Here is a 26,486-nt window from a genome sequence, read left to right as displayed (position 1 = left end):
CCGGCAACCGGATCGACTTCGATGGCGCCATCGACTACCGGTACGACGCCCACGGCAATCTGGTCGAGCGTTACGATCACGCAGGGCCGTGTCGCCTGCATCTGGGCTATGACGGCCTGCATCAACTACACTGCAGCAAGCGTACCGAACACGATGGCCAAAGCCGTACCACCTGGTACGACTACGACGCCTTCGGCCGCCGCATCGCCAAGCAGACCGGTGACCAGATCACCTGGTATGGCTGGGACGGCGACCGCCTGTGCCTGATTGACAACCCCGACCGGCAAAGCCGCATCGTCTACCGCCCCGGCAGCTTCACCCCGCTGCTACGGCTGGATACGGCCAAACCGCCCAAACAGGCCGCCTGGAAACCCCCGCAAGCGCCGAAGACGGGCTGCTACCTGTTCCACACCGACCACCTGGGTACGCCCTATGCCCTGACCGACCCCGATGGTCAGCGCGTCTGGCAAGCTCAGATTGATCCGTGGGGCCAGCTGCTCAACGAATCCGGCCCCCTCCAGGGGGATCAGCCGCTACGGCTGCCGGGGCAATGGCAGGATGAGGAAACAGGCTTCCACTACAACCGCTTCCGCTATTACGATCCCAAACTAGGGCGGTATGTGACGCAGGATCCGGTGGGGTGGCACGGAGGAACAAACGCCTATACCTATGCTGACAATTCGCCCCTCAGTCGTACTGACGCTCTGGGTCTTGCAAGTTGCCATTACTCAATTTCTGCCCATTCTCTGACTTGCTTTTCCGATAGTGGGGATAAATCAGCAACAGTTGGGCCTATAGGAGTATTTTCCGGCGCTGAAGGCAACTCCCAAAACAATCCAGCGGCCAGTAATGTGCCATTTGAAGGACCCATTCCTGTTGATAAATATAAAATCCAACCACACCAATCAAAACCAGAGTTTTATAATCTTGTTCCCCAGAATACAACTTCCGAGACGCGGTATAACGGGGCCATGGCATTATGTGTGGTGGGTTTGGCCCGTTGTGACTTTCAATTGCATCCAGGTAGTGTTTCTCAAGGCTGTATTACAGTAGATAAGTTTAATAAGGAGCAAATTAAAAATTATAGAGATATCCAGAAAATCATTAATGCTGATTCCGCCAGTACACTTCAGGTATATAGATGAAAAAAATAGCAATCTTGACTGGTGTTGCCTTTGCTTTAACTGCCATAGGCTATAAGTATTATCACTATAACTGGAAAACCAAACTGATTGAAGCAATTCAGTCTGATCAGTTTGAGCAAGCGATCATGATGCTTGAGGAATCCGCCAAACAATGCCGCAATGAAAAAAAAGAAGTATTTTACTATTCATTGCTTCTTGCCGCCCGACCCACAGGCCGGGCAGAGGAAATAAAAAACCTTATAAATAGATGCAAAAACGAGCTAAGTCAGAGTGATATACAGCTCATTCAATATTCTATCGGAACGGCCTTGTTTGAAGGGAGATTTGGCTATGTAAATAAAAATAAATCTGCTGAATGGGTTGTTATGGCAGCATCGACATGTCATCTCGCAGCCATTGAGTATTTAAACAAGTTTCAATATGAAAATTTAACGCCAATTCAACCTGCTATAGATTTAAAGCAATGCACGCACCGATGAAATTTTTATCGGCGCAGCACATTTATTTCTGAAATATGCTCAGTCCTAACTACTTTTTTAGGGAAGAGTAAAGATAAACCATTTGCAGATGTGCCTGCAATTAAAAATCATTTAGGCGATACTATCTTGATTCGTAATGGCGGGCCCGAATGGTCTTTACACCTTTTTCTTCAATGATGACAAGATCAATATCCTTCTCCAGTACTAGTTTGCCAATGACCTTCTCGTTGGGATTTTCTGATTTTGTATCTCCAAAAGTTTCATAAATCTTTCCTTCAAATTTCTTTGCCGAATTAATCGTGCATGAAACGGAGCCAGGATTGGAAGATCCAAGAATATATCCTCCACCCAAAGCGATCAGACTAATTATCATGGTGACGATATAGTATAATTTCATGTGACTTTTTCCCTATCAGGCTGCTGAAATAATCATCTTATGATATGAATAGCGATCTCATCCGAAAAGAAAGGAAGAGTCGCACAATAAATCAGTGGTTCTTCGTCTTCGGGTTTTGTTGCCTAAGACACCGAGATTGAATGTGCTTTCAAATTGCCGGATTAATAAGTTCGCACGCCGAACATGTCAAATGCATTTTTGTATACCGTTGGCAAGTCCGGTCCCGCCCTGCTGCTACATACGGTCGACATAAAGTTAAAATACATCCCCGGTCGCTTTAGGGCTGGTGACGTTCGCTTTGCTCGCAGAAACCCTCGCCTGCATCTTTTCCGCAGGGTAGGCGGCGATCATGGCTCGGGCTAGATCTGGGGTGGCGCTCAGCCAAGTATCGTAATCGCCTGGATCAACGATATAGACCATTCGCTTTTCATCCTCTGGTTTGTGAAATCGTTGCATCAGCGGGTGCTGGTCTGCATTGAGTGTCAGCATGGCAAAGCTGGGCATACCTTGTCCTGTCTCTGGATCTTTCCACCAGCTCCAAATCCCTGCGATCGCCCAGTCTTCATCTTCTTTCGGGGAGATTTCCCAGCGTACGGCCCTGCCACTCTCATAGCATGGTTCCATAATCATGCCGGCAGGGATCAAGCAGAAATGCGCCTTTTTCCATGAGACCTTAAAAGACGCTTTTTCGGCCACAGTCTCCGACCTGGCATTGTAGGTAGCACGACCGAACTGTCGGCTCTTTGCGAAATGCGGAAGCAATCCAAACTGCGCCATTTCGACCACTCTATGCCCCTCATACTGTCGAATGATCGGTGCTAGCGACAATGGCCACGCTTCCTTGGGTTCGACGTCAAGTTGTACTTGATATCGTGCAGCGATGAGTTCGCGACGGCTGGGGCGATAGTTGGCACACATGATTGGTGGCTCGAAGGCGAGGTATCTCTGGACCATAGCATAAACCCCGTGTGGCGCTTCCCTCTCCGCTATGACGACAAGTCAGTCGCTTTCGCAAAAGTCACAGAGCCACTCCTGTACCACCCCAATTGCATCTTCCCCCTGTCCTGATCGCTCAAAACCGATAAATCGCAATCCGTTTGGGGTGATTGCCTGAAGTCGGGCGTCATAAAGTTTCCATGTTTGCCCCATGCCCGGTGCTCCAAGTGGAATGGGGATTTCAAACTGCACCACCATCACTGGCCACCCGCCCGCAAGTTGGCTGTGATGGGAGGTGAGGGTGCCTGGCCCCAGAGCAATTTTCTGGGAGTTGCTGAGGCGTCTGCCGTGCTGGCGTTGGAGGTAGAGAGTGACTTTCATAGATCCATCATAGTTTGGTGAACGTTTGTTCTCAATATCGGTTGTGACATTGATAGGCATAAAGTGATCGATATTGCTCAATTATGATATTTAGTGACATTTAAAGATGTGGAATGATGTTTAATGCTGATTAGTGTTGCTTAATGGATTTTAGTGGCGTATAGTGGATCGTTGTGGGTTGTTAGTGATTGGTTGTGCTATCCTATGACGATCACTTTGAGGAGAACCCCATGGACGCCGATGAGTTTTTGGCTCAAGAAAAACCCAGTCCAAGAAAGAAGCGACTCTTTTTGCAGCGTTACGCAGAGGGAATTGCCAAGTTGCATGCCGGGGGGTGTACCCCTGATCAGATCGTGACCTGGCTCAAGCTGCAGGGGGTTGAGGTCTCGACCTCAACCGTTGTGAGGTACTTGCGAGACGCTGCGGCATCACCTGCAGAACCGAAGCACCAGACTGCGAAGCCAAACGTTAAGACGCAGCCCTCTCTGGAGGAAGGCAAATTGACGTCGTCAGAGGGGCAGCACGGAATTGGCAGTAGGGCTGCATGGGAAGCAACAGCGAACCGCTACATATCGAATGACAATCCGCTTTTAAAGCGAAAGAAGGATGAAAAATGACGATGACCAGCAAGCCAAGTCTGAAGATTGCCGTGATTAACTTTTCGGGGAACGTCGGCAAGTCGACGATAGCCCAGTACCTGTTATGGCCACGCCTGAACGATGCCGAGTTAATCGCAATTGAGTCGATCAACTCGGATGGCGGACTCGAAACACAGACGTTAAAGGGCAAGCAGTTTGGTTTGTTGCAGGAGGGACTGATGTTAATGGAGTCAGCCGTCGTGGATATTGGCGCAAGCAACGTCGAAGACTTCATGCAATTGATGGGTCAATATCGGGGCTCGCACCAAGACTTCGATCTTTTTATTGTGCCGGTCGTGCCAGCTGCCAAGCAGCAACGTGACACCATCGGCACGATTGAGGCATTGGCTTCGCTTGGCATACCCGCCAATAAAATCCGGGTGGTCATGAATATGGTGGAACAAGGCGATGAGCCCACATCGCTGTTCTCGGGCCTGATTGATTATCAGGAGACGGAGCGCAAGTTCTTATTTCCATCGGCAGCCGTGCTCCACAAAAACGAGGTATACGGCAAGTTGAGAGAGGCAGGTTTGTCGATTGGGCAGGTGTTGGCGGATACGACGGACTATCTGGCTGCGGCTAAAGCGGCTGTTTCGGATGAAGAGCGGCTAGAAGCAGTGAAGCGGCACTCGTTGTACCGCCTGGTCACGGGCGTGGAGGATGAACTGGATGCGGTATTTGATGCCGTAACCCGATAGGGGCCATTGCGTGTTGGAAAGGTTCGGCACGCTTCGCTAGCTGGAGCGGTGTTTGACGGCATCTGCCCCAGCATTCGCCCGGCCAGAGCCGGGGGTATCATGGGAGTGGTAATGGATCGATCTACCGCATTGCAGAAAATCCGGAAGTGCCTGGCGCTGGCCCGTAGCGCGAATGAACACGAGGCGGCGGCTGCCCTGCGTCAGGCCCGCAAGCTGATGGATGCCTACCAGCTAAGCGAACTGGACGTTTCTCTGGCCGAAGTTAGCGAGGCCAAGATCAAGGCCAGCGCCAGTCGCCAGCCTGCCCTGTGGGAGGCGGCACTGGCTAATCTGGTGGCGTCGGCTTTCGGTTGTCGCCTGTTTTTTCTGATGCCGGCCAATGCCAGTACGGTCGGCGCCTACTGGCAATTCATCGGGATTGAGCCGGCAGGTGATATTGCCGCTTACGGTTTCAGTTGTCTGTTACGTCAGGCCAAGGCGGCGCGCCGCGATTACCTGGCCACAGCGCTGCAGCGATGTAGACCCGCCAACAAGACCCGGCGGGCCGACGTGTTCTGCCAAGGCTGGGTCGGCGCGGTGGCCCGCCAGCTTGGTGAGTTTGCACAGCCCAGTGAGGCGCAGTCCGCTCTCCTTACCGCCTATATTGATCAGCAGAATGCTATCACCCGGTCATTGACGGCCAGGGACAGGAATGCGCGTGGCGCGGCAAATCGGCAGGATCTGGTGCAGGGCCATCTGGCCGGCCGAGCTGCGCGTCTGCATCATGGTGTGGCACGCGATACGCAGGCTCGCCATCTGGAATTTTTGAGTCAGGACAAGTGAATCAGGGGGGTGTAAATGTCGGAACAGGATCAGTCGGATGCGCAGATAGATGCCATGGTGCTCAATCTATTGGCGCAACATACCGTGTTTGAGCAGGCGAACTTTGTGGTGGGTGGCGAAGCCATGACACTCGCGTCATTGGAACGCCTGGTCGCACGCGGCTTAGCTAGCCGCCAACACGGTAAAGTTTATACCATTACTGAGGCGGGCCAAGCGGCACGGAGACAAAAGCTGTCTCTGCCCCATGCTGAGGGCAGTCGATTGTTACAGGGGACGTTGCGCTTGCTGAAGGAGAAGGCAAGGCGGCATTGAGAACTGGGCCTCGGGTTCAGCGAGAAGCCGGTCTGTCTGAGAATGAGAACGCCAGTCATCGCCACGACTTCGGCTGGCAATTTATTGCAGAGTCCTGATGCCTTCCAATAGCGCCTTACCTGCGTGGCGCGGCAACCGCCAGTTTCCCTTCTGGCATCGCCACTCACCCTTCAAACGGTACATCAGTTGCCGCAGGCCCTGAAAAGGTTTCTCCTCTAGATAGCCCGCCACGTGCACCACGATTGATCGGGGTTGGAAATAGAGAGTCAGTTTTGCCTTGCCGATCACACGGGTTTGCGTGCCGTCCGGTATGACTTCCGGTATGGGCAGGGCCATGGCCTGTTCCCATGCCCGAACATTGGCCGTTCGTTGTAGCGACGATAAGTCGGGTGGAACAATCCAGTGGCGATTGTCGAGCGTCTGTGTCACCTGCTCCGTCAGCGTTTCCCAATCCCAGTCCAGGCCATGCCAGGCACTGAGGTTAATTTCGAGTGCCGGGATACCTAATGACTGGAGTTTGACCCGCTTCTCTGGCGTAACGGCATGGGTGACGGCTATTTCGACCAATAGGGGGCCGTCGGGGCCCGTGACATAGACATCCGGTCGTAGATCCCCGAATCGTCGCTCCAATTCCACTGCCGTGAACTGAACTATCCAGGGTGCTTGTGGCAGGTGAATCGTTGCTTGCCGGCCGTCCTGCAGGCAAGCCTTACCGGTAATGCTGAAGGCGGGTAGCTGCAGGGCGCGTGACCGCTGCAGGCAGGCTTTCGCGGCAAGATGCAAGGCCGACTCTGCGGCGCCGGAACAGTTTGCCTGATGGGGAGGATGGGCAAAGTGCCAGGTTCTGACTTCCCCCTGGCGGGCCATCAACGGGGTCGAACACAGGGGGCAAAAGCAGGCGCAATGGAGCCCGCGCCGCACTTCTCTGACGGAGACCAGCTGCTGGTCCTGGTTGAAGGCGAATTGCTGTAGTAAACCCACGATAGCCATGATTAGTTCATTGGAAAGAGTTTGGATGAAGACGGCAGATTCGGCGGTATCAGTGAGGGCTGAACAGGGGGGGAACCGGTTGGATACCGGGTTGGTTCCAGCTGAGGTGATTGATTTATTGGTGAAATATTCGGATGGCTGGGGGCAGAAACCGGTTCTGGCCGTGTGGTTGTTTCGGGCGCTGTTGCGGCTGTGCCAGGCACACCCGTATCAAGAAGAGGGGTTCACATCACTGGAATTGGCCGAAATGGTTGCCAAGGTTCAAGGGAAGGTCTGGATTCTGGATTTGAGCAACCAAAGCGACGTCTCCAGGAAAGTCCGAGACAACTGGGATCAGCTGGTCGAGAAAAGGTGGGGAGAGAAGCAGGAGGGCATTCACCTGGCCTTACGCCATGCGGGGTTCCCGGGGAAAGTCGTGTTGCAGAAGTTCGAGTCCAAAGGAGGTGCGGGCAATCCCACGCGCTATACCATGAGGTACTTGCCGGCGGAGCCAAGCGATGCGGCCTCGCCAGTCGAATCGGATCCGGTCCGTTCCTGCGCCGCCGTTCAAATTCATTACTTTCCAGAAGATGTGACGCAAGGAAATACCATGCTGCGGATGCTCTGCTTAGGCTATCAAGTCGTGGGATGGCGACGCGGTGTATTTTTGGGTCTGATCACGTTGATTGTCTTGACCGTCATGACCCTCCTGTTGACGTTTCTGATGGGGCTGGCTTGGAGGTCATTGGAGGTTCGTGGCGGTGAGTTACTCGTTCTCTTGCTGGGGGCTGCCTGTGTGGTCGAAGTGGCATGGCCTATTTTGAATTTACCGACGGCAAGGGTCGTAATGACACCCTTCTGGCTGTCATGGGACGCGGGGCTGGTACTGGAATGGCGCAGGCCCCCCGATGGCCCCCAAGCGCATATCGTCGCGGTACGCTATATCGGCCAGTGTCCGATCTGTGGCGGGCGGGTGACCATCCGGTCTGGCGGGCTGCGATTCTGGGGGCGTTTGGTCGGTAGTTGCGAGGCCTCACCTAGAGAGCATGTGTATCGTTTTGATCATGTGACGCGGGTTGGAGGGCCATTGGTTTGACCAGGCGGGTGGCCCGCAATCGACAACGGTGTTGAAGGTGCTGGCAGGACCAGCGCCGCACGAACAGAATCACTGGCCGGTTTCCCGACCAGTGCAAGGCGGATCGACAACGGGCGTTGATCAGAGGACATGGTTTACGGTGGGCTGAGCGGTTTCAAATCGATCAGTTTGAAGTAGATCTGTGGTGCCTGTCCGATGCTGGCATCCAGTTTGAGTTTGATCTGGTAATCCATGCCCTGATAGCTGATACAGGGAATGGTCGCGACCAGACCATCCTGGTCGCCGGCCGTACTCCTGCAGCCATCCGCGTTGGGTGCCGGCAAGGTGCTATCGAGATTCAATTGGCCGTCCCCTCCGGGTCCCGACACCGCAACCGGCGAGGGGCTGACCACGGCTTGATAGTTGAGGGTGCCACCAGCATCGTCCCCCAGTTGGCCATAGCGATTGTATCCCCAGGCATAGACACGGCCATTCTGGCCTCTCACCAGCGCATGATCTTCCCCCGCGACGATTTCGGTGATGGCGGTGGGCAATGGGACTGCGGCAGGTTTGGCGCGATTGTCTTTACTCCCGTCCCCCAGTTGACCACTGCTATTGTCTCCCCAGGCGTAGACGACGCCATCCTGGCCGAGTGCCAGCGAGTAGCTTTCGCCCGCTGAGACACTTCGAATGGCGGGCAGTCCAGGGATCAAGACAGGGAGCCCGGAGGAGGTGCAGGTTTTCCAGCTGGAGAGGGAGCCTTCTCCTAACTGGCAACGATCACCAAAGCCCCAGCCCCACACCTTTCCGTCCTGGGTCACGGCGAGGACATGGCCACTGCCGGCCGCCACGCTGACCACCCCGCTCAGGCTCTTTACCGGAACAGGTTGCCGTTGCTCGGTAGTGTCGCCGATGCCCAGCCGACCTTGTGAGTTGCTACCCCAGGACCAGACCGTCCCATCGCTTTTCAGGGCCACCGCAAAATTGTTGCCACTGCTGACGGCCGCTACGCCAGACAAGCCTTTGACTAGTTGCGGCACCGTGTAACTCTGGGTGCTGCCGATGCCCAGTTGGCCATTACCATTGTCACCCCAGGTCCATACCGTCCCGTCGGCTTTCAAGGCCACCGAGAAGTTGCTTGCTGCGGCAATCGCCGTGACATTGCCCAGATACGGGACCATCTGTGGGGTGCTGGAGGACGAGGTATTGCCGGTGCCCAATTGACCGGAAAAATTCGCGCCCCAGGACCAGACCGTGCCGTCTGCCTTGAGCAGCAGCGTATGGCGAGACGCTGCCGCAATGGACTTAGCCCCGGTCAGATAGCGTGATTTCTGAGGCGTGAAACTGGTACTGGTATGACCGTTGCCAGTTTGGCCGTCCTCATTCTGACCCCAGGCCAATGCCACGCCATCCTTACGAATCGCAATGGAGTGCGCGTCGCCGGCGGCCAAGGTCGCCGCCTCCGCCAGGCCGCTGCATAGGGCCAGGCAGATCATTCCGCTTGAAGACACTTTTATCGATTCAATCCTCCTCTTACACATTTTTGTCGGTAGATGCCTGAAATCGGCGCAGGCACGATAAAACCGGCGCCCAAGGAACGGTATTGACCAAATGGAGAAGTGACAGGGCTTATGAATCAATGTTATGTTTTTTCGTAAGTTACGAAAAAACATAATGTCTATGCAAATCGATGGGATCCTCACTGGCCGCCTGCAGCAGATCGCGTTGCTCCTACTCTGGGAAGGGGAGGTCAGCAATGAGCGCCTGCGTGGTTTATTTGATCTGAGCCAGGTCCGGGCCTCGGAGTGGATCAAGGAGTTCAGAGCGCATTTCCCGGATAGTTGCGAGTGGCACTCCAAGCGACGCCGCTTTTTAGCCAGCAGCCTGTTATATCAACAGGTCCCGTCAGAGCTGCCGGCGCTGTCACTTAGCCAGTACCTGGCCCTGTCGACCCGACAGCCGACGCTGCAAAGTGACCTGCATTGCATCATATTTCAGGGATTTCAGGCAATCGGGCAACCCAGTGCCCGGGTCGTGTCCCGCCTTCAACTCGCCATCAGGACATCGGTCGGGGTCAACATTCAGTATGTGTCCTTGAATCAACCCGAACCGCATTGGCGTGTCCTTTTTCCTCATAGTCTGGTTTGCACCGGCCAGCGATGGCATGTGCGCGGCTTCAGCCCCGAGCATGGTGAATATCGGGATCACAATCTGGGGCGCATTCTGGATATCGCATTGTGTGATGAGGTCTTGCCGGCCGAGGTGGCGCCTGATCAGGCCTGGCAAACCCTCGTCCAGATCGAGCTGGGGCCACATCCTCAATTGACCCGTGCCCAAGCCGGTGTGGTGAGTGCCGAATTCTGCGCCGGCCAACCTTCTCGGGTCACCACCGTTCGTGGTGCCTTGGTGCATTACTATGTCCAGGTCATGCACCTCGCGATGAACGTCCAGATCCAGTGTCCGCCGGATTACCTGCTGGCTGTCTACAACGTCGAAGAGGTGCAACCATGGATGTTTTGAAGAATTTTCAGGAGTCGCTGTTTCAGCGACTGCTGGGGGATGCGGCTGAACCGTATCAGTGGCAGCGAGAGACCTTTGCGCAGCTAGTGCAAGGGGTTGTCCCTCAGGCCATCCATGCGCCGACCTCCGCAGGTAAAGCGCTGATCATTCCCACCTATCTGGCGGCCCTGGCAACCCAGTGTCAGATGGATACGCGCCAGCCTCTTCCGCGGCGACTGGTCTTTGTCGTCAATCGACGGGTACTGGTTGATGACGCTACCCGCCTTGCCGAAACGCTCCGGACGATCATTTATCAGGATGAGATTCCAGGCCTTCGCCAAGCCCTGGCCGAGCTGTCTGCGACGGGGCAGCCGCTGCAGATCGCGACACTACGAGGTCAGTTTGTCGATGATGGCCAATGGGCCACCGATCCGACGACCCCGGCCATTATTCTGGCGACACCGGACATGCTGGGCAGTCGCTTGTTGTTCAGAGGATACGGCGTCGGCCGGAACCGGGCCGCGTTGCATGCGGGTTTGCTCTCCATGGATACGACGGTCGTGCATGACGAGGCGCATCTGTCTCCCGCCTTTACCCATCTGCTGCGACAAATTGAGCGCCGAGTGGCGTGTCCTGCTCAAGAAATGGGTGTTCCGGCTTTGCGGGTTGTTGAAATGACGGCGACGAGCCGCATCGACACTTCCCGTTCGGAAGGTCAAGGCGCCGAAATCGTCTGTGACCCGCAAGCGGATCCCGCACTGTTAAAACGGATGCAGGCCAGAAAAGCCCTCAAGATAGAACGTTGTGAGACCCGGAAAGCGTTCGAAGCGCGCGTTGTCGAACTGGTGCAAGCCTATGCCCCCCAAAACAAGGCCATCGGGATTTTTGTGACATCTCCCGAAATGGCCAACCGCTTGAGTAAGGCGTTGACGCAGCGGGGAAAGGTCGATGGCAAAGCCGTCGGGCCTGCGATAGCCAGGAATCGGGTCGTGGTTTTGACCGGGACCATGCGAGGTGCTGAGCGGGATGACCTGCTGCAATCAGAAGCCTGGCAGCGGGTCAGTGCCGGGCGATCCGAGCAGGATGAACAAGGATCCGCGGTGCTGATCGCGACGAGTGCGGGGGAAATCGGCATTGACCTGGATGTGGATGTGTTGATCTGTGATGCTGCGACGATTGAGCGGCTGACCCAGCGCTTTGGCCGCTGTAATCGCCGTGGCCTGTGTCTGGCCCATATTCATCTGATGCGTTGTGATGAAGGCAAAGTCCGTTCCGCAGTGGCAAAGGCGCTTGCACTGCTCGATCATCTCCCTACCCCGTTCGAGGAGACTGAGGTACGCGACGCTTCGCCCGCAGCCCTGACGCAGCTTCGGCAACATCCGGAATATGCGATGGCTTGCGAGGCACCAGTTCCGGATCGAGACCTGGAGGATGGGATCATCGATCTGTTTGCGGCCACGACGGAGGCACTGCCATCACTGCAGGTTCCTGATCCAGCGCTCTGGATACATGGGCTGGTAGAGGAAACCCCGGAAATTGAACTGGCCTGGCGGATCCTGCCGGGTCGGGACCAGGATGAATGGTTGACGCGGTGGCCACTGCAGCAATCCGAGCGATTGCGACTGCCCCTAAACCAAGCCACCCGTGTCTATCTGCAAACCCTACTGGCTCGCCGCACCGAACCGGATGGCGCGGAAGTCGTGACCTTGCAGCCAGAGGGATCGCTCATTGCCGTCCGCGACGTTAAACAAATACAACCAAATCAAACCATCCTCATTGACCGGCGGCTGGGAGGCTTGTCTCTGCATGGCCTGGTCGATGCCACCCTTACCGAACCAGTTGAGGATGTGTCTGGCCGCTATCACGGCCGAGTCGAGGTCTTGCCCCTCGAGTTTGATGACGAGAACGAAGTATGGCTGACAGAACAGACCATCAGTTACCTGACGCTGTCGGCCTATCTGGCTGAACACTATCCCGAATATCAGGTGGTCTGGCTGGATGCAGACGGGGCGGAAGGGCCCACGGCCTGGCTATCGGCGCCGGCGCGGGAAATCTCCGATGCGAACGAGGTACCAGGGCGTACGGCCCGCTTGCTGGAGGATCACCAGACTTTGGCGGGTAAAGCGGCACGTCGGATTGCGTCAAAGCTGAAACTGCCCAATGAGCTGGGTACGGCTATCGAGTGTGCGGCTCGCCATCATGATGATGGGAAGCGTCGCGCTTGCTGGCAGCACGCGATTGGCAATCGCGACCTGAGTCAACCCTTGGGTAAATCGGGTCACAAGGATTTCGACTACCAGACCAATGCCGGCTATCGCCACGAATTGGGATCTGCGGCGGAATGGGCAGACCTGGATTCCGTTACGCGACACCTGATTGCGGCTCACCATGGCTACGCCCGTCCGAATTTTCCGGTTGCCAGCCAGTTGCATGCAGGGTGCGAGCAAGCTGCTGCGACCGCCCAGGGCGATTTTGATGAGGTGGTACGGCGTTACGGGCAGTGGGGCTGTGCCTACCTCGAATCCCTGGTTAAGGGGGCTGACATTCTGGCCGAGTGGTATGCAAATGCGCTCGTACTGGATGCCGACCTGATGGATCGCGTGACCGATCATTCCCCTGTTTTGACACCTGACTTCCCCCAGTCAACCGTTTCTCTTGGCTTTAACCCCCGGAATTTCGGTGAGTATCTCGCTGCCATCGGCCTGCTGCGGCTGCTGTCCTTTCGACAGCCACAGGCTTGCCTGCAATGGCAAGCGGAGGGGGATATGGCAGTGTTTAGTGGTATTACCCAAGGCGATGTCATGACGGCCCTGGCCTGTTTGCAACGCACGAGAATTGAGATTGATAAGCAGCGTGCAATGACGCTGATGTCAAAAAACGAAAATGAGCAAAATCTCCCTCTATATCTGGTTTTCGCGCAAGACCTTGCCATCCCCCCTCTGGCGATCAACGCATTTTTGTCTCCGCTGTTTGACAAGCCTTCGAAATGGAAGCTTTTTACTGCCAAAGTCACGCTGACCAAGACCCTGACGGAATTGCTGATGCACTGTGCAAGCACGTCACTGAGTCATCCCGGTGACGTGTTGTCACACCAGATCCTCCGCTGGCGAAGCGATAAAGCGAAAACAGATCGGTTCAGGCTGGATGCCCGCACCAGTTGGAGCGCACGGGATGTCGGCTGGTCTCCCCATGATGAAAACATGGCAGCGGTCCGGCCCTGGATTGAGGTGTTGGCATTGCTGGGCATCCAGCAGGTATTTCTACCACCCTGGGATCGCACGCAGGCCTATGCGACCTGGAGACGCCCGCGATCCATCCGGCAGGTAGGCCTGGCGGCCAGAGCCGGGTTGGGGGATGTGCTGCAGCAGTTCAGCCCCCGTTTTGTGCAGTCCGGAAAATTCACCGATAGCTATGAGTCGTCCATTCAAACAAGTAGAGGAGCGAGATTGTGTCCAGCCATGTTCGTGATTTGATTCAGTGGATTCTCAATTCGCCGGATGTCGTGGCGATGGTGCATGAGCAGGCCTTGCAACCGCTTACCGGGAGGACCGTTTATCCGGCGACTTACGCAGGAAACGGTAAAGACGATAAGCCGCGCTATTGCATCGCCCACTTACGGGATGGGAGCAATGTCTGCACGATAGATTCCATCCCCTCGCAGGCCAATCGGCTGGAAGCCGAGTGGGTGTCCAATCCACGATACGCAGGCCTGTTTCCCAATGTCTCGATCGAAGCAACCCAGCACGATGGTTCAACTTCGGTTCGACCCTTGATGCTGCTGGGTCATCGGGCGGCGGATGGTGCCGTTCTCGCCTCAGAGCTGAATGAAGAGGTGACTGCTGCGATGCTGGCCATGTCCTCGCGAACCCCCAACCCGGTACCCTTGGCCCGACTATCACCGACATCATTGTTAATGGGCCTTTGGGATAGCCGCCCAAATCGCACCGGTTTGAAGCTGCCGCGGGCATTTAGTGCTGAAATTGAGGCGACCAATGTGTCGGAGAGGATCAAGCACTCGCTTTATAACGCTGCATGGCATGCCAGTCACCTGCACTCTTCACTGGTGGAAGCGATCGGCACAGTCAAGCCTTCAGTAGTGGGGCTGGAAAGTGCGCCCGACGGCGATGCCGGCGCGGGGGTCGAAGTGCATGGGGAGATTGTTCGTCGTGCCACGCTGTCCATGATTCCGCTCCGATCCAATTTGGGTTGGCTGACGCCGGAAGATAAGGACGCGGCGCACCAGATCACCGCAGAGTACACAGCCACTTTGGGCCTGCTGGCATTGTCTATGCCAACCTCTCCTTACCTGAGAGTCGGATGCACCCTGTTGCCTGCAGGGTCTGCAACCATGACCTTGGTGCGGCGAGATGGCTCGCGCGAAGTCGTGTCGATTGAACATGATGCGGTACTGGAAGCGCTTGGCGCTCTGGCGAGTCAAATGGGCTTCGTGGATCGAGTCGCGAAGTTGACACCAAAGTCAGTCAAGGGTTACGTCGATGCCGTCACGAAAGAGAAAAAGGAGGGTGCAGGCAAGAGGAAGAAGAAAGGCGGTCAAGATGACGCGACTTAAGATTGAAGTGACTTTTCTGGCGGGCCGATATGGCGGAGAGGAGTGGCCGCCCGCACCGATGCGACTACTGCAAGCACTGGTTGGAGGGTATCGGGATACCCATCCGGCACTCTTTGTGTTGGAGACACTTCCTGCCCCAACACTGCTCGCTGAAGACGACCCTCCAAGTACCACGGTAAAGACATATGTTCCGCTGAATACCCGGAAAGGCACCGATGCAACGCCGTTTGAAAGAGCTGAGCAGGTACGCACCATCCGCCGTCCATCCCGGCCGGTCGTCTACTGTTGGGAGATCGACGCGGCACCGATCACCGCGCTGTCACCGATCATCGAGATTTCCGCGCAGCTGCATACCCTGGGTACAGGCCAGGATATGTGTGCCGCTCGGGCCTGGTTTGACGAAGATGCGCTGACAAGCGTGCCGGGACAGAGCCTCTGGACGCCGTTGAATCTACCAGGGTCTGTTCAGCTTCTTAATAGTGATACCGATCTACGCATACCGGTCATTGGCTCGGTGGCATCGATCGCGAAACGGCATGCCCGGTCCCAGCGGCATTGCCATTCGCCGGATGCATTCACTTCGTTCCTTCGGCTCGATGCAACCTACGCAATACAGCGCTACAGTTTGGCCGGTCGGAACACGCATTACCTGATGATGCCAATCAAACTGCTGCATCCTGATCAGGAAGAGCAGCCATTATCCTGGGCGCCCGAGCTCACGGTACAGGTGTCGGCGATGTTACGGCATGGTGTCATGCAGTTGATGCAAGACACACCATATGCAGCCTGGGCGGCCGGGCATAGCCCCCCAGACGACAAGGGTGCGCGCCTGTCATGGATTCCTCTCCCCTCGATTGGTCATGCCCATGCTGATCGCAGGATCCGGCAAGCCTTGCTGGTCGCCAGAGTCAGCGAGCAAGAAGAGATGGAAGCGCTTTATCAACGACTGCTCACCGAAGCATTGCCGTTGCGAGACGAAAGATCGGCATGCTGTGTGGCACGCGCGCGCGTTGTTCAATCCAGACAAGACCGGCGAGCCAACGGTGTCTTGTGGGCATACCGTCGCAAAGGTTATACCTATCAGACGGTGACACCGATTGCTTTACCAGGCTGTTTCGCGACCGATCACAAACAGACTCGTAAGTTGGTAAGAAAAGCATTGCGCGAGTCGGGGTTGGATCTGGGGATGGTGGAAGAGATAGAGGTCAGTCGATTTCCTTACCATAGATATGAGCCTCAGTTGTCAGCCGTGATGCTTAAGCGATGGCAGGCACATGCCATACCGCTGACTTATGCGAGAGTGCATTTCAGAGAGCCAATCGCTGGTCCCTTGATTATTGGTCGCGGCCGACATTTCGGGCTCGGGCTGATGTGCGCGAACCCCGATTGATGGAGAAAATACGGGGAGTTCGCGCTTGCTGTGAGGAAGGGCACCGACACATTGCGGCACGGCAAACCTACTGACACGCTCCTGACATATTGTAGAGGTTCGCGCAATGGGCCAAAAACATGATGGGTATTCAAAGACCTGGAAAAGAAGGGTTGAATTCCCGGCTATAGCCGGGACTACATTTAAAGCTTTTTTGGCGGGACCACATCCTCCAGATATTGAGCCGTTGAATTCCCGGCTATAGCCGGGACTACATTTAAAGATGTACTTGCCAGAGATTGCAAGGGCCTGCGACATGTTGAATTCCCGGCTATAGCCGGGACTACATTTAAAGTTGCGCAATTGTGCTGCAGCCTTCGAAAACATGGCTGTTGAATTCCCGGCTATAGCCGGGACTACATTTAAAGCATGTACAGGTCTTCGGAATCAGCAATGACAGGGGTTGAATTCCCGGCTATAGCCGGGACTACATTTAAAGGCATCAGCACATTGCTCACGCGACCAGACCTCGCCGTTGAATTCCCGGCTATAGCCGGGACTACATTTAAAGGAGGAGACGTCGAAGCCGAGCGGCATCACGGTTTGGTTGAATTCCCGGCTATAGCCGGGACTACATTTAAAGATCCTACCTAATCATGAGGTAACTAGGACAGGGGCGTTGAATTCCCGGCTATAGCCGGGACTACATTTAAAGTTAGGAGGAAGACTGTGGAAAAACATATCAAACTGACGTTGAATTCCCGGCTATAGCCGGGACTGCATTTAAAGCATTGCATTGGCAAGGCAAGACCACTGCCAATGATGTTGAATTCCCGGCTATAGCCGGGACTACATTTAAAGGAGTGGCTGACTGTGGCCGAAGCTCGCACTGCCGCTGTTGAATTCCCGGCTATAGCCGGGACTACATTTAAAGATGTTCGTGGATGGCAGAAATGGTCGTGCCAAGGGTTGAATTCCCGGCGATAGCCGGGACTACATTAAATGACTTCAAGGAGTGCCGCCATGACTTCCCATCGTGAGTTGCGAAGTGAATGTGCTTTGGATGACTGGCTGAGAAAAGCGGTTGGTCCAGCGTTCGATGAGGGGCTGGCGGGCAATGCCAAGACCTTTTCGATTGTTGAAGTGCGTGCACGACTCAAAGCCCGTAGTGAACCACATCCAGCAGACGCTGGGGATACGCGTCAAATACTGACTCAGCCATGTTGCAGTGTGTCGCCTAGAATTTGATCGAAGAAAATTATCTTTTAATTATCATAAAGCTGGGAGTTTTTTTTATGGGTTTATCCACAGTTTCTGGGGATGATTTCAATTCGGATGATGAAACTATACGTTTAATGCGTTGGGAGACGTCGGAACGCTACTACCTGGCGATTCTTCAACCGGATCTACTAGGAGACTGGGGCGTATACCAAGCGTGGGGTGGTAAAAACAGTCGTCGTGGCAATTCATTGTTTAAGCCCGTTTGTACGCGTGAGGAAGGGGATCTCTTGCTGAACAACATCCATCGTCGTCGCATCAAGCATGGGTATGCACTGAGAATTTGATTTGTCGCTGAATCATCAGAACAGTAGAATCGTTCAGAAATTTGGGAGGTCTGCTGCAATGCCTGCTACGAAATCAGTGATGCCGGAGGCCCAAAAATCATTGATCCATTGGATGGACTGCCAAGCACAAGGGAAACTTTTCGGGCCTGCTACGGCAGTGTCATTGTTGCGTGCAAAACTACCTACCAATGCGGTGTCGGATGCTACGCTCAAGCGCGTGTATACCGGCAAGGCTCCGGTAGATCTGTCGCTGCTGGAGTTGATTGCGCAGACTTGGGACGTATCAACCAGCAACCTGTTGCAGCCCAAGCTAGCGGGATGTGAGCGTCGTAACGGTACCATGATGCAATACGGAAGGGCTTACCCCTGTGTCGCATGGCTTACGAAAGAGGTGCCAATTGCGCCAGACGAATTGGTAGCGTTTGATCTGGGTATTGAAGGACTTGTGATTGCTCCTTTACGGGTGGCTTTACCAGGTGCCGTGCGTCGCTTGGCACATGCAGAATTGATTGGCCACTTGCCACTATCAATGGCCGGAACAGTCTACGCGGTGGATTGTGGGCGCTGGATGGATCAAATTGAATCTATGCCAATGGAAATATTTGATACGACTGGAGAACTGCTTGATGCGATCAATGTTGAGACCGTCATTGCGATCATACTACCGGGATCTCCGTTCGAGGATTCGGATCTACCGGCCAGCCGCTGTCGTGTCAAGGTAGGTTCCGATGTACCGATAATTTTTGTGGACTCCTACCACGCGAATTTACCGAGAGACATGCAATACGTTGCCATGACTAACTTTTGGTTGCTACCGCCATCGGCCGATAAAATTTCTACTGTTTTACACGCGATGTTGCATTACCAAACCGATAGGACGAGAACTATGTATCACGAGAAAAGTCAAGAACCAAGGACATTGACCGATCAAGAGCTTGAATCAGTATCTGCAGGCATATCCGACACGGGCACCCCGCCGGTCATGCCCTGCGGGCCGAACCCAACGGTGCCGCCGGTAATTAATCTCCCAACCTAAGCTGAATGAACATGATTCTGGAGGTCGCGCAAGCGCGATCCTCCAATGAGGTGTCCGCTCTAGCCGCCAACTTTTGCTCGCGACTGGAGTTTGACAATTTTGTGGTCGCTGTCGGAACTTCCGACAGCGATGTTCCGAGCTGCGTCCTGCACAATCTTCCTGACTCATGGTTGGCTATTGCTACCGATGAGATCAGGCATCGTGATCCGATTTTTCGGTTATTGCGGCAGAGTCGTCCTCCACCCATTGCTTGGTCAAGGCCCTTGTTTGCGCTGACGGATACGCTTGATATCTGGGATCTTTTTGCGGAACACGGGATGCGATCGGGTTTTGATATACCGATTTCTACATCGAGCACCAACCGATTTGTCTTGAGCTTGATCCGAGATGGTGAGTTGCCCAAGCGATTCGAAATGGCAGAGAAATTGGCCAAAGCCGCGACCTTTGCGCACTGCCTCTCTGCTGTCGCCATGGATATTATTCAGGCTGAACTATTTGCAGATCGGTTGAGTCCTGTGCAAAGACGATTGCTGCAATACTGTCTTGATGGCTTGAGTATCGAGGACATTGCAGATGAGACCGCTTTGACTATACGGGCTGTGAAGCAGCGTTTTACTACGATTTGCCGTCTCGCAGGGGATAGTGTCCAGACCCCTATGGCGGCTGCGACGCTTTATGGGCGAACGCAGAAGTGACGAGAGCAATGCGGCGGAATTTGATTGCAGATTTGATTTCGGCCCAAAGACTGGACGATCTGCGACGCCTCATCTTGGCATTCGTGCGTCAGCGTAATCACGATTACTTCTGCCTCGCCTATGGTCATCGGTCTGATGGCATCCCTTCCTTTACGACTCATCACTTTCCCACGGGCTGGACCGGTGTAGTTTCACCGGAAATTATGGCTTCTGATCCTTTGGTTCAGGCAATCGCCACCCAGCGTTCTAACGTCCCCATAACATGGGATGATTCCCTTTACGCCGCTGCGGGCAAGATGCACCTCTGGGAGTATTTCAAACAGTTCGGTTTGATGTCAGGGATTGATTTCCCTTTGTCTAGAAGCCATTCCAGAGGGGGGCTTCTATTTGGGATGATTCGTGGCGACAGCTTGCCGATGAATACTGAGCTGATCGATACCATCATTTTAGGCGCAACACTCACACACTGTTTGGGTGCGTTGGTGACGCCATTGCTCGATTTGCAGATCTTCGTTTCATCCCTCAGCCCTACTGAAAAAGAATTGCTATACAGGGTGTCAGATGGTTGCACTGAGGAGCAAGCGGGTGAGATATGTGGACTGTCGCGTCGGCAAACCGTGCTGCTGGCCTCCCAGCTTCGGGAGCGGGCCGGTGTCTCTTCCGTCCAGGGTGCAGCAGCACTTCTTCTTAAATCTTCAATGTGTTGACTTCCGTTTGTTGAACAAATGACGCATATCGCTCAGTTTTGATCGATGGAATAAAGTTTGGCTTGCTGAATCCCCCAATTTAAATCAAAAATTATGACCAAAGCGACCTTGGTTGGGCGAGCTAGCATGAGCCTGTCCGGACAAGGTCGATAAATCGTCATGGAATGACTTGGAAAAAAAGGGGGGAGTAGCGGATGCGGGGGTTTACACTTGCTATTGCAGTGCTCATTGCAGGACAGGCTATTGCAGTTGATTCTGCTTTTCTGATCGTGACGGGACAAATCGATAAGGCGGATCCTGGATGTGAGCCGGCCCCGTGTGCGCGCTTCGACGAAGCGCGCCTCGGAGCCTTGCCACAACAAAGCCTGACTGTTGACATACCAGTCTGGCTTGCGGGCAAACAGCAATTTTCCGGCCCCACCATGTTGTCTGTGTTGGACGCTGTCGGAGCCAGAGGCAAGCACGTTGAGTTCGTAGCGCTCAATCGCTACAAAGTGACCATTCCGTCCAGTGACTTCGCTGATATGCCAGTCATCCTGGCCCGTCGACAGAACGGGAAACTTTTGTCGATCAGACAGCGTGGCCCCCTTTGGCTGATGTATCCGTTTGCAGAGCGCACACCGATATCCACCGCCATCGAACCAATTAGGCAAAAGTCGATTTGGCAAGTCGTCCAGGTACGGGTGTTGCCATGATGACGCGTGGGCGTGCGCTGCCGAAAATTTCAAGCCACGGTGTTTTGCTTATTGCGTTAATTTCCGCGCTCGTGTTGCTCTATCTGGGTATTGGCAAGGTCCAAAACGACCAAGAGACAGTGATGTCGGAACAGTCCAATCCCAGTGCCGACAATGCGCCTTGGACTTATTACCAATTAAGCGTTGAATTCGAGCGTCTGCGACGCAGTCTGCTTGAGGGTGTACCAGCCAGTTTATTGGCGACACAGTGGGAACTTTTCGTGTCGCGATATTTGATCTTGCGTGATGGTCGAGACTCCTTGGTCTTGGTCGCCCAAGGAGAGGCAGCGCAACAGCAACAGTTATTCGCTGACTTGGATGTATTGGTGTCGTGGACGGACGGCTGGATTAAAGATGCGACGCCCGATGATGCACGGCGTAGGCAATTGATACACAGGTTGGCGGCTCTGGAGCCAGTGCTCACTGATCAAAGCTTGGCCGTAAATCGTGCGACAGGTGCGGCGATATCGGCACGTAAAGATATGGTCCGGCACTATAGCCAGATGAATCGTTGGATGACCCACGCTCAAGCCTGCATTATGGCCATATTTGTATTGACCGTATGGTGGGTTATCCGACGTGACACCCTCCGGTCGAACGACTTGGAGCAAGCCCGACAGCGCGCGGAGTCTGCAGCGCAGACCAAAACGAGATTCCTGGCCAATATGAGTCATGAATTGCGCAGTCCCCTCAATGCAATTCTGGGATTGGGACAAAACCTGCTGTCAGACCGCTCTGCATCAAAATCCGCTCAGGAGGCGACGGCAGTGATCGTGGCAAGTGCACAGGAGTTGCTTGCCTTGATCAACGATTTACTGACCTTGGCTCAGAGCGAAGCTGGCAAACTCGTCTGCCACAATACGGCATTTTCGCCCGCCCACCTTGCCGAATCTCTAAAGGATGAACTGGAAATCCTGGCATCCGAGAAGGGACTCAACCTGTATCTGGATTTGCGCGATGACTTGCCGGCATTAGTCGAGGCAGACCGGACAAAGCTGCGTCAGATTCTGATTAATGTGATCAGTAACGCGATCAAATTCACCAGGCGTGGCCATGTCACAGTCACCCTCGCTTATGAAGGAGACGAGCTGCAAATGACGGTGCTTGATACCGGCTGCGGTATGACTCACGAACAGATGCGTAGTGCCTTCTCGCGATTCAGCGCAGGAGGGGCGCAACGTGGTACGGGTTTGGGATTGGAAATTACCAAGCAACTGGTTGAAGTCATGGGGGGGGAAATCAAGCTAGCAGGTGAGATAGATGTAGGGACAAAAGTGTCCATTCGCTTGCCGGCACCCGCTATTGCGCGGGTAGTGCCAGACCAGAGCCGGATCGGCATGTTGATTGTGGATGATATGAGCATGAATCGTATGGTTGTGCGGTCCTTGCTCAGCGCGTGGCGGCAAATTCAATGGTACGAAGCGAGCACGGGTATAGAGGCGGTCGATCGCGTCAGGCAAGGTGGGATCGACGTCGTACTGATGGATGTACACATGGAAGGTATGGATGGTCTCACTGCGACTGCGGCCATTCGCGCGCTGCCTGGGCCGGAGGCGCGCACCCTGATCATAGGACTAACTGCTGCGGACAATCCAGACTGGGAGAGTCAGGGACTTGCCGCCGGGATGGATGACTTCTTGGTCAAGCCCATCAATGAGGTTGATCTCCAAAGACGTATACATCAAGCACTGAGTGCAAAAGCCAAAGGCGAGGAGAGCAATCATGTCTATGCGTGAGCTCGTTGGCGATTGGGCAATTACGATGCTGGGAATTGCTGGTGTCAGAGTACACGATAGCCCTTACGCGATGTGTGCGAAGATCGGCGAAACGCTGCGGCAAGATAAATTGATAGATGGCATGTTGGTGTTCAGTCCAGGCCCAAGTGATGCCGCATCGTCGTTGCATTTCTGCTCATCCAGTTTTGGACCTTTAGTCGAAAATCGAACGGACTGGGCTGCCGCGTTGCGCCAATTGGCAGGAAACGCCTACCGTAAAGGTGTGGCACGATTTCAAACACCGGTTGAAGGTTTAGCTGACATGCTCGTCTATAGCGATTGTCGGTCTGGTATGAATATCATGGTGGCGTTTTGCCGAACTTTCCGACGTTTTGACGAATTTGATGCATCAGTGCCCAGACATCTGGCTATTTATACCGGTATTCTTGCTGATCTGTTGTACATTCATCCCATCCTACAGCAAATCAAGCTGCTATCAGAAGCGCAGCTAGAGGTGTTTGTGGCCTTCGCTGAAGGGGATGACGGCAAGGGGCTCGCTACACGGAGTGAAAAGTCGATACCTACCGTCAACAACCATACGCTTAATATTCAGAACATGCTGGGAGTCCCTTATGGGCGTAAGCCGACTCGCTCGGAAATTGGACAACTCGCCCGGATCTACACACAACTGGAGTGCCATCAACGACACTCAGTCGTTGCTTGAACGAGTCCGTTGCCTGGGCAAGCGATCGCGCATTCGAGATCGGTGGGATCTGAAGCCAGTATTTCCGTCTCCTACGGCGGCTGAACTCCCGTTACTTGCCGAATTAGCCAGTGTTGATCCATTTGAGTTGGAAGTCGAAGGCATAAGGATCGAAATTGATCGTGAAATAGATCCTTGGATAGTTTATGCCTTGATCTGTGACGCTTATGAGCACGGCGACATGGATTTGCTGCGCAAGTATATGCAGCCAGGCCAAATTGTAGGAGTGATTGGCGCAGGTATAGGAGTAACAGCCGCGTTGTCTGCCAAGATTAGCGGATTGCCGGTGCGCGTTATCGAAGCAAACCCGAAAATGCTGCCTCGACTTCGGGACACAGCGCATCGCAACCAAGTGATTTTCGATATTCGCCATGGTGCGGTCGGCATTTTTGAGTCGTCAATTGTGCCATTTACGGTGTCCGACGAGTTTTGGGCGAGTGCCAGTGATTGCCAGCACCGCCCCCGATATCAAATTCAGGTTGTTGCAATTTCACCACATCAAGCTTTTGAAGGACTTGATTTCGCTATTTGCGATATCGAAGGCGGCGAAATTTTCCTCTTAGAAGTCGAGCTTCCATTATCCGTTCGGACATTACTTGTCGAAATTCACCCTAGAACCATTGGTGAGAAAAAGGCCGCAAGTGTCATGAATGCCATATGGAATCAAGGTTTCAAGCTGTCTGACTTTCATGGCATGAGTTATCTGTTTAAGCGTTAAATAACATAAATATTAAATCTGCGGATTTGTCAATCATTACGGTAATGATTGAGGTTTTTAGCTGCCCCGTCATACTTTAAATCAATAAAACTGATTAAGTATGACGGGGGCCGAGAGCCCTCCTGAGATTAGGAGTGAATCATGCCCGCATTTGCCCGAATACCGCTCACCCGAACATTTGTCGAAATCGCCCGCAACATGCGATGGGGGCGCTATGCTGACAAGCCTGCAGTAAAGCCCGTCAGCCCAATCGAGCTGTGCGTCGATGACGTCGACTATTTTTCTGAAAATCCTCGCCTGCGTGGAAATAGCCAGACAGCGACGATTCGACTGTCGATGCAGAGTCGAGCGGCACAGGGTTTGCCTCCGATGATGTCGCCTCCTCTCGTCGCCATCAATCCCAAGACAGGCCGCTACACGCTTATCGCCGGCGGGAACACCCGTCTCGCAGTGCAACAGGAGTTATGGCGGGCGTCGGGTAATCCAATTTATCGCCATGCTACCTTTTGGGTGAGCGAATGGCAGGGTGAGACGCAGGTATTGCTGGATCACTTGGTCGAAAACAGTGCCCGCGAAGATCTGTCGTACTTCGAGGAGGCGCTGGCAATTGATAAGGCGCGGCGGCAGATCCAGCGACAATTGGATCTGCAGGAGATTTCGTTGCGGCGACTCGAAGACGAATTGTCGGCGCGAGGGGTGCAGCGAAGCCGAACCACCTTGGGTCGGGACTTGTTTGCGGTCAAAGTGTTGGGGCAGTTGGGGGATGTGGCGTATGCCATTCCGCAGAGTGTGGTGCGCGACATACAGCCAATGTACGGGATGCTGGAGCGATTGTGCGAAAAGTCAGCGTCGCGAGCGATGGCCCTGCTGCAACAAGCTATGGTGGCGCTGGAGTCAGATTATGCGCAACGTTTGACTGTCGATTTTGCAACGTTTGAGTCTGCGTTTACAGAGGTTGTGCAGTCAGAATTCGGACTGTCATTGTCTCAGATGCGTCGGGTTGTGGATTTGATGCAATGTGGTTATGCCCAGCCCCAGGCGATTGCGACAGCGCAAGCCGAAAGCGCGTCTTTGGTGGCGGGAGAGGCTGAGATCGTCTCTGCCGTCACGCCGATGTTGTCCGAACTGGATATGACCGCCGTGGCGGAGGGTCTGTCCAGTCAACCGGAGGCTGAAGTAACAACTCTGGACGGCTCGAGCAACGGCCGTCCAGGGTTGATTGATGACTGTCGCAAGCTGGCCGAACAGGCCAATCTGCAGGGGTGCGTGTTGGCACATGATGCGTCACCTCTGGGCTATTTTATGGAGCCGGCTGAGGGCGAGGGCGCACCTCGCCCTGAATGGCTACTGCTCGCCTATGCCTGTGGGCAGCTCAGTGATGAAAAAATCATTGAGGCGCCGCCAACGAGTCGATGGTCGGGCATCCAGCGGTCAGGTGGTCGAATGCACCAGATGCGACAAGCATTTGCCGACTCCTATTCAGACATCTTTGCGCGCATCCTGAATCCCCGTGATCGAACGGGCGAAATGATGCTGAAGATCGTGCGCAAGCTTCGATCATCCAGCGCCTAATCCCTATCCATCCAGTCCCTATCGGAGAAATGAACATGCAGGATTGTGCAGGGATGGTTACGTCCAGCGAAGTGCTCAGTGTCGATTGTTCGCGCAGCCTGCGGCAGCTGGTGTTGGCGGATCTGGCGCAGGGAATGGCAAAGGGTGATGTGGCGGGATGGTTGGGTAATGGCGCCCCTGCTGAGGTGCTGGATCTGCTATCGAAAATCACTCTGGGCGAGCTCACAGACCTTGCTGATATGCCCGACTTACAGATCCAGGTGCAGATCAGTTTGCCCTCGCTAAGATTCTGCCGTGATCAACTGCAGCAGCAGCATCTTTATCAACGAGAGGTGGAGCAGTTCGTGACCGATGGCGTGAACTGGATGGTGATGCACAAGTTGTTCCGGTGGTCTCGCGACGCCTATCGTCAAGCGCGCCAGCACTATGGTGTGCGGCCACAGGCGGGGCGACGATCACAAGCCACGCAAGAGCAGATTGATGAGATTCTGAGGCTGGCTAAATGCAGCCCGGACACACCCAGACGTAGCCTGATTCTGTCCGTGAGAGACCGGTTCCCCAATCTGCAATTGCAGCAGATTTTTGATGTGTTGAATGATAGTAAGCTGATATAGAAAGACCTGGCACTATTTTTGCATTTATCTATATATAGCAATTTGTCACTCTCCGCTTTGTGCTGTCTCATGGATGG

The 26,486-nt window shown here is 54.3% G+C and carries 27 protein-coding genes and 1 CRISPR repeat array; of the genes, 22 read left to right on the top strand and 5 right to left on the bottom strand.

Features of this window, described 5'->3' with window-relative positions:
• Both PZA18_RS20905 and PZA18_RS20900 read left to right on the top strand, forming a co-directional pair.
• The coding region (locus PZA18_RS20905) for an RHS repeat-associated core domain-containing protein (RefSeq protein WP_284102826.1) at positions 1–1,145 on the top strand (1,145 nt) is incomplete at its 5' end.
• A complete protein-coding gene (locus PZA18_RS20900; protein ID WP_284102825.1) occupies positions 1,142–1,624 on the top strand; it encodes a hypothetical protein in 483 nt (160 codons plus the stop codon). The genes PZA18_RS20905 and PZA18_RS20900, both read left to right, overlap by 4 nt.
• A 121-nt stretch (positions 1,625–1,745) precedes the next feature.
• Here PZA18_RS20900 and PZA18_RS20895 read toward each other — a convergent pair whose 3' ends face one another.
• The 3 genes from PZA18_RS20895 to PZA18_RS20885 form a co-directional block, all read right to left on the bottom strand.
• A complete protein-coding gene (locus PZA18_RS20895; RefSeq protein ID WP_284102824.1) occupies positions 1,746–2,021 on the bottom strand; it encodes a hypothetical protein in 276 nt (91 codons plus the stop codon).
• 255 nt (positions 2,022–2,276) lie between these two features.
• Entirely contained in the window at positions 2,277–2,939 is a 663-nt protein-coding gene (locus PZA18_RS20890) for an SOS response-associated peptidase (protein WP_284102823.1), read from the bottom strand.
• An 81-nt stretch (positions 2,940–3,020) separates the two neighbouring features.
• Positions 3,021–3,419 (bottom strand): hypothetical protein, encoded by a 399-nt coding sequence (locus PZA18_RS20885; RefSeq protein ID WP_284102822.1) that lies wholly within the window; start codon positions 3,417–3,419, stop codon positions 3,021–3,023.
• 149 nt (positions 3,420–3,568) lie between these two features.
• Here PZA18_RS20885 and PZA18_RS20880 point away from each other — a divergent pair, with 149 nt between their 5' ends.
• From PZA18_RS20880 to PZA18_RS20865, 4 genes are all read left to right on the top strand, one after another.
• Positions 3,569–3,955 carry a hypothetical protein gene (locus PZA18_RS20880; protein WP_284102821.1) on the top strand — a complete coding sequence of 129 codons (387 nt, stop codon included), beginning with the start codon at positions 3,569–3,571 and terminating at the stop codon, positions 3,953–3,955.
• Positions 3,952–4,674: a StbB family protein gene (gene stbB, locus PZA18_RS20875; RefSeq protein ID WP_284102820.1), complete on the top strand. Its 723-nt coding sequence runs from the start codon at positions 3,952–3,954 to the stop codon at positions 4,672–4,674. The genes PZA18_RS20880 and stbB overlap by 4 nt, the downstream gene beginning before the upstream one ends.
• Positions 4,675–4,785: 111 nt before the next feature.
• Positions 4,786–5,496 carry a DUF2786 domain-containing protein gene (locus PZA18_RS20870; protein ID WP_284102819.1) on the top strand — a complete coding sequence of 237 codons (711 nt, stop codon included), beginning with the start codon at positions 4,786–4,788 and terminating at the stop codon, positions 5,494–5,496.
• Positions 5,497–5,511: 15 nt separating this feature from the next.
• Positions 5,512–5,808 carry a hypothetical protein gene (locus PZA18_RS20865; protein ID WP_284102818.1) on the top strand — a complete coding sequence of 99 codons (297 nt, stop codon included), beginning with the start codon at positions 5,512–5,514 and terminating at the stop codon, positions 5,806–5,808.
• Between the two features lie 81 nt (positions 5,809–5,889).
• Here PZA18_RS20865 and PZA18_RS20860 read toward each other — a convergent pair whose 3' ends face one another.
• Entirely contained in the window at positions 5,890–6,798 is a 909-nt protein-coding gene (locus PZA18_RS20860; RefSeq protein WP_284102817.1) for a competence protein CoiA family protein, read from the bottom strand.
• Positions 6,799–6,823: 25 nt separating this feature from the next.
• Between PZA18_RS20860 and PZA18_RS20855 the strand changes: the two genes are divergently transcribed.
• A complete protein-coding gene (locus tag PZA18_RS20855) occupies positions 6,824–7,873 on the top strand; it encodes a hypothetical protein (RefSeq protein WP_284102816.1) in 1,050 nt (349 codons plus the stop codon).
• A gap of 134 nt (positions 7,874–8,007) precedes the next feature.
• Here the strand turns inward: PZA18_RS20855 and PZA18_RS20850 are convergent, their stop codons facing one another.
• Positions 8,008–9,363, bottom strand: a complete 1,356-nt coding sequence (locus tag PZA18_RS20850; RefSeq protein ID WP_284102815.1) for an RCC1 domain-containing protein — start codon at positions 9,361–9,363, stop codon at positions 8,008–8,010.
• 163 nt (positions 9,364–9,526) lie between these two features.
• Here PZA18_RS20850 and PZA18_RS20845 point away from each other — a divergent pair, with 163 nt between their 5' ends.
• From PZA18_RS20845 to PZA18_RS20775, 15 genes are all read left to right on the top strand, one after another.
• The gene (locus tag PZA18_RS20845) at positions 9,527–10,372 is read left to right on the top strand and encodes a WYL domain-containing protein (RefSeq protein WP_284102814.1); all 846 of its coding nucleotides are present in this window, start codon (positions 9,527–9,529) and stop codon (positions 10,370–10,372) included.
• Positions 10,360–13,824: a type I-G CRISPR-associated helicase/endonuclease Cas3g gene (gene cas3g, locus PZA18_RS20840; RefSeq protein ID WP_284102813.1), complete on the top strand. Its 3,465-nt coding sequence runs from the start codon at positions 10,360–10,362 to the stop codon at positions 13,822–13,824. The genes PZA18_RS20845 and cas3g overlap by 13 nt, the downstream gene beginning before the upstream one ends.
• On the top strand, positions 13,800–14,921 hold the full coding sequence (cas7g, locus tag PZA18_RS20835) for a type I-G CRISPR-associated RAMP protein Csb1/Cas7g (RefSeq protein ID WP_284102812.1): 1,122 nt from the start codon (positions 13,800–13,802) through the stop codon (positions 14,919–14,921). The genes cas3g and cas7g overlap by 25 nt, the downstream gene beginning before the upstream one ends.
• The gene (gene csb2 / locus PZA18_RS20830) at positions 14,908–16,311 is read left to right on the top strand and encodes a type I-G CRISPR-associated protein Csb2 (protein ID WP_284102811.1); all 1,404 of its coding nucleotides are present in this window, start codon (positions 14,908–14,910) and stop codon (positions 16,309–16,311) included. Before cas7g ends, csb2 begins: the two co-directional genes overlap by 14 nt.
• A 151-nt stretch (positions 16,312–16,462) precedes the next feature.
• Positions 16,463–17,295: direct repeats of the CRISPR family, unit length 37 nt; unit sequence GTTGAATTCCCGGCTATAGCCGGGACTACATTTAAAG.
• 18 nt (positions 17,296–17,313) lie between these two features.
• Positions 17,314–17,538, top strand: a complete 225-nt coding sequence (locus PZA18_RS20825) for a hypothetical protein (RefSeq protein WP_284102810.1) — start codon at positions 17,314–17,316, stop codon at positions 17,536–17,538.
• Complete coding sequence (locus PZA18_RS20820) at positions 17,535–17,855, top strand: WGR domain-containing protein (RefSeq protein WP_284102809.1); 321 nt, start codon at positions 17,535–17,537, stop codon at positions 17,853–17,855. The genes PZA18_RS20825 and PZA18_RS20820 overlap by 4 nt, the downstream gene beginning before the upstream one ends.
• Positions 17,856–17,913: 58 nt before the next feature.
• On the top strand, positions 17,914–18,891 hold the full coding sequence (locus tag PZA18_RS20815) for a hypothetical protein (RefSeq protein ID WP_284102808.1): 978 nt from the start codon (positions 17,914–17,916) through the stop codon (positions 18,889–18,891).
• 5 nt (positions 18,892–18,896) lie between these two features.
• Positions 18,897–19,586 carry a helix-turn-helix transcriptional regulator gene (locus tag PZA18_RS20810; RefSeq protein ID WP_284102807.1) on the top strand — a complete coding sequence of 230 codons (690 nt, stop codon included), beginning with the start codon at positions 18,897–18,899 and terminating at the stop codon, positions 19,584–19,586.
• An 8-nt stretch (positions 19,587–19,594) separates the two neighbouring features.
• Complete coding sequence (locus PZA18_RS20805) at positions 19,595–20,293, top strand: helix-turn-helix transcriptional regulator (protein WP_284102806.1); 699 nt, start codon at positions 19,595–19,597, stop codon at positions 20,291–20,293.
• A 194-nt stretch (positions 20,294–20,487) separates the two neighbouring features.
• On the top strand, positions 20,488–20,988 hold the full coding sequence (locus PZA18_RS20800; RefSeq protein WP_284102805.1) for a molybdopterin-dependent oxidoreductase: 501 nt from the start codon (positions 20,488–20,490) through the stop codon (positions 20,986–20,988).
• On the top strand, positions 20,985–22,763 hold the full coding sequence (locus PZA18_RS20795) for a hybrid sensor histidine kinase/response regulator (RefSeq protein WP_284102804.1): 1,779 nt from the start codon (positions 20,985–20,987) through the stop codon (positions 22,761–22,763). The genes PZA18_RS20800 and PZA18_RS20795 overlap by 4 nt, the downstream gene beginning before the upstream one ends.
• Positions 22,750–23,466 (top strand): hypothetical protein, encoded by a 717-nt coding sequence (locus tag PZA18_RS20790; protein ID WP_284102803.1) that lies wholly within the window; start codon positions 22,750–22,752, stop codon positions 23,464–23,466. Before PZA18_RS20795 ends, PZA18_RS20790 begins: the two co-directional genes overlap by 14 nt.
• Positions 23,459–24,223 (top strand): class I SAM-dependent methyltransferase, encoded by a 765-nt coding sequence (locus tag PZA18_RS20785; RefSeq protein WP_284102802.1) that lies wholly within the window; start codon positions 23,459–23,461, stop codon positions 24,221–24,223. Before PZA18_RS20790 ends, PZA18_RS20785 begins: the two co-directional genes overlap by 8 nt.
• Positions 24,224–24,364: 141 nt before the next feature.
• Positions 24,365–25,795: a hypothetical protein gene (locus PZA18_RS20780; protein WP_284102801.1), complete on the top strand. Its 1,431-nt coding sequence runs from the start codon at positions 24,365–24,367 to the stop codon at positions 25,793–25,795.
• Between the two features lie 53 nt (positions 25,796–25,848).
• Positions 25,849–26,409: an STY4526/YPO1902 family pathogenicity island replication protein gene (locus tag PZA18_RS20775; protein ID WP_284102800.1), complete on the top strand. Its 561-nt coding sequence runs from the start codon at positions 25,849–25,851 to the stop codon at positions 26,407–26,409.
• Positions 26,410–26,486: the final 77 nt, after the last annotated feature.

Origin of the sequence: Parachitinimonas caeni (assembly GCF_030129945.1) — a bacterium.
In the GTDB taxonomy this organism is placed as follows: Bacteria; Pseudomonadota; Gammaproteobacteria; order Burkholderiales; family Chitinimonadaceae; genus Parachitinimonas; species Parachitinimonas caeni.
Note: the sequence above shows the minus strand (reverse complement) of the source record. Positions and strands in the feature narration are given on the sequence as shown.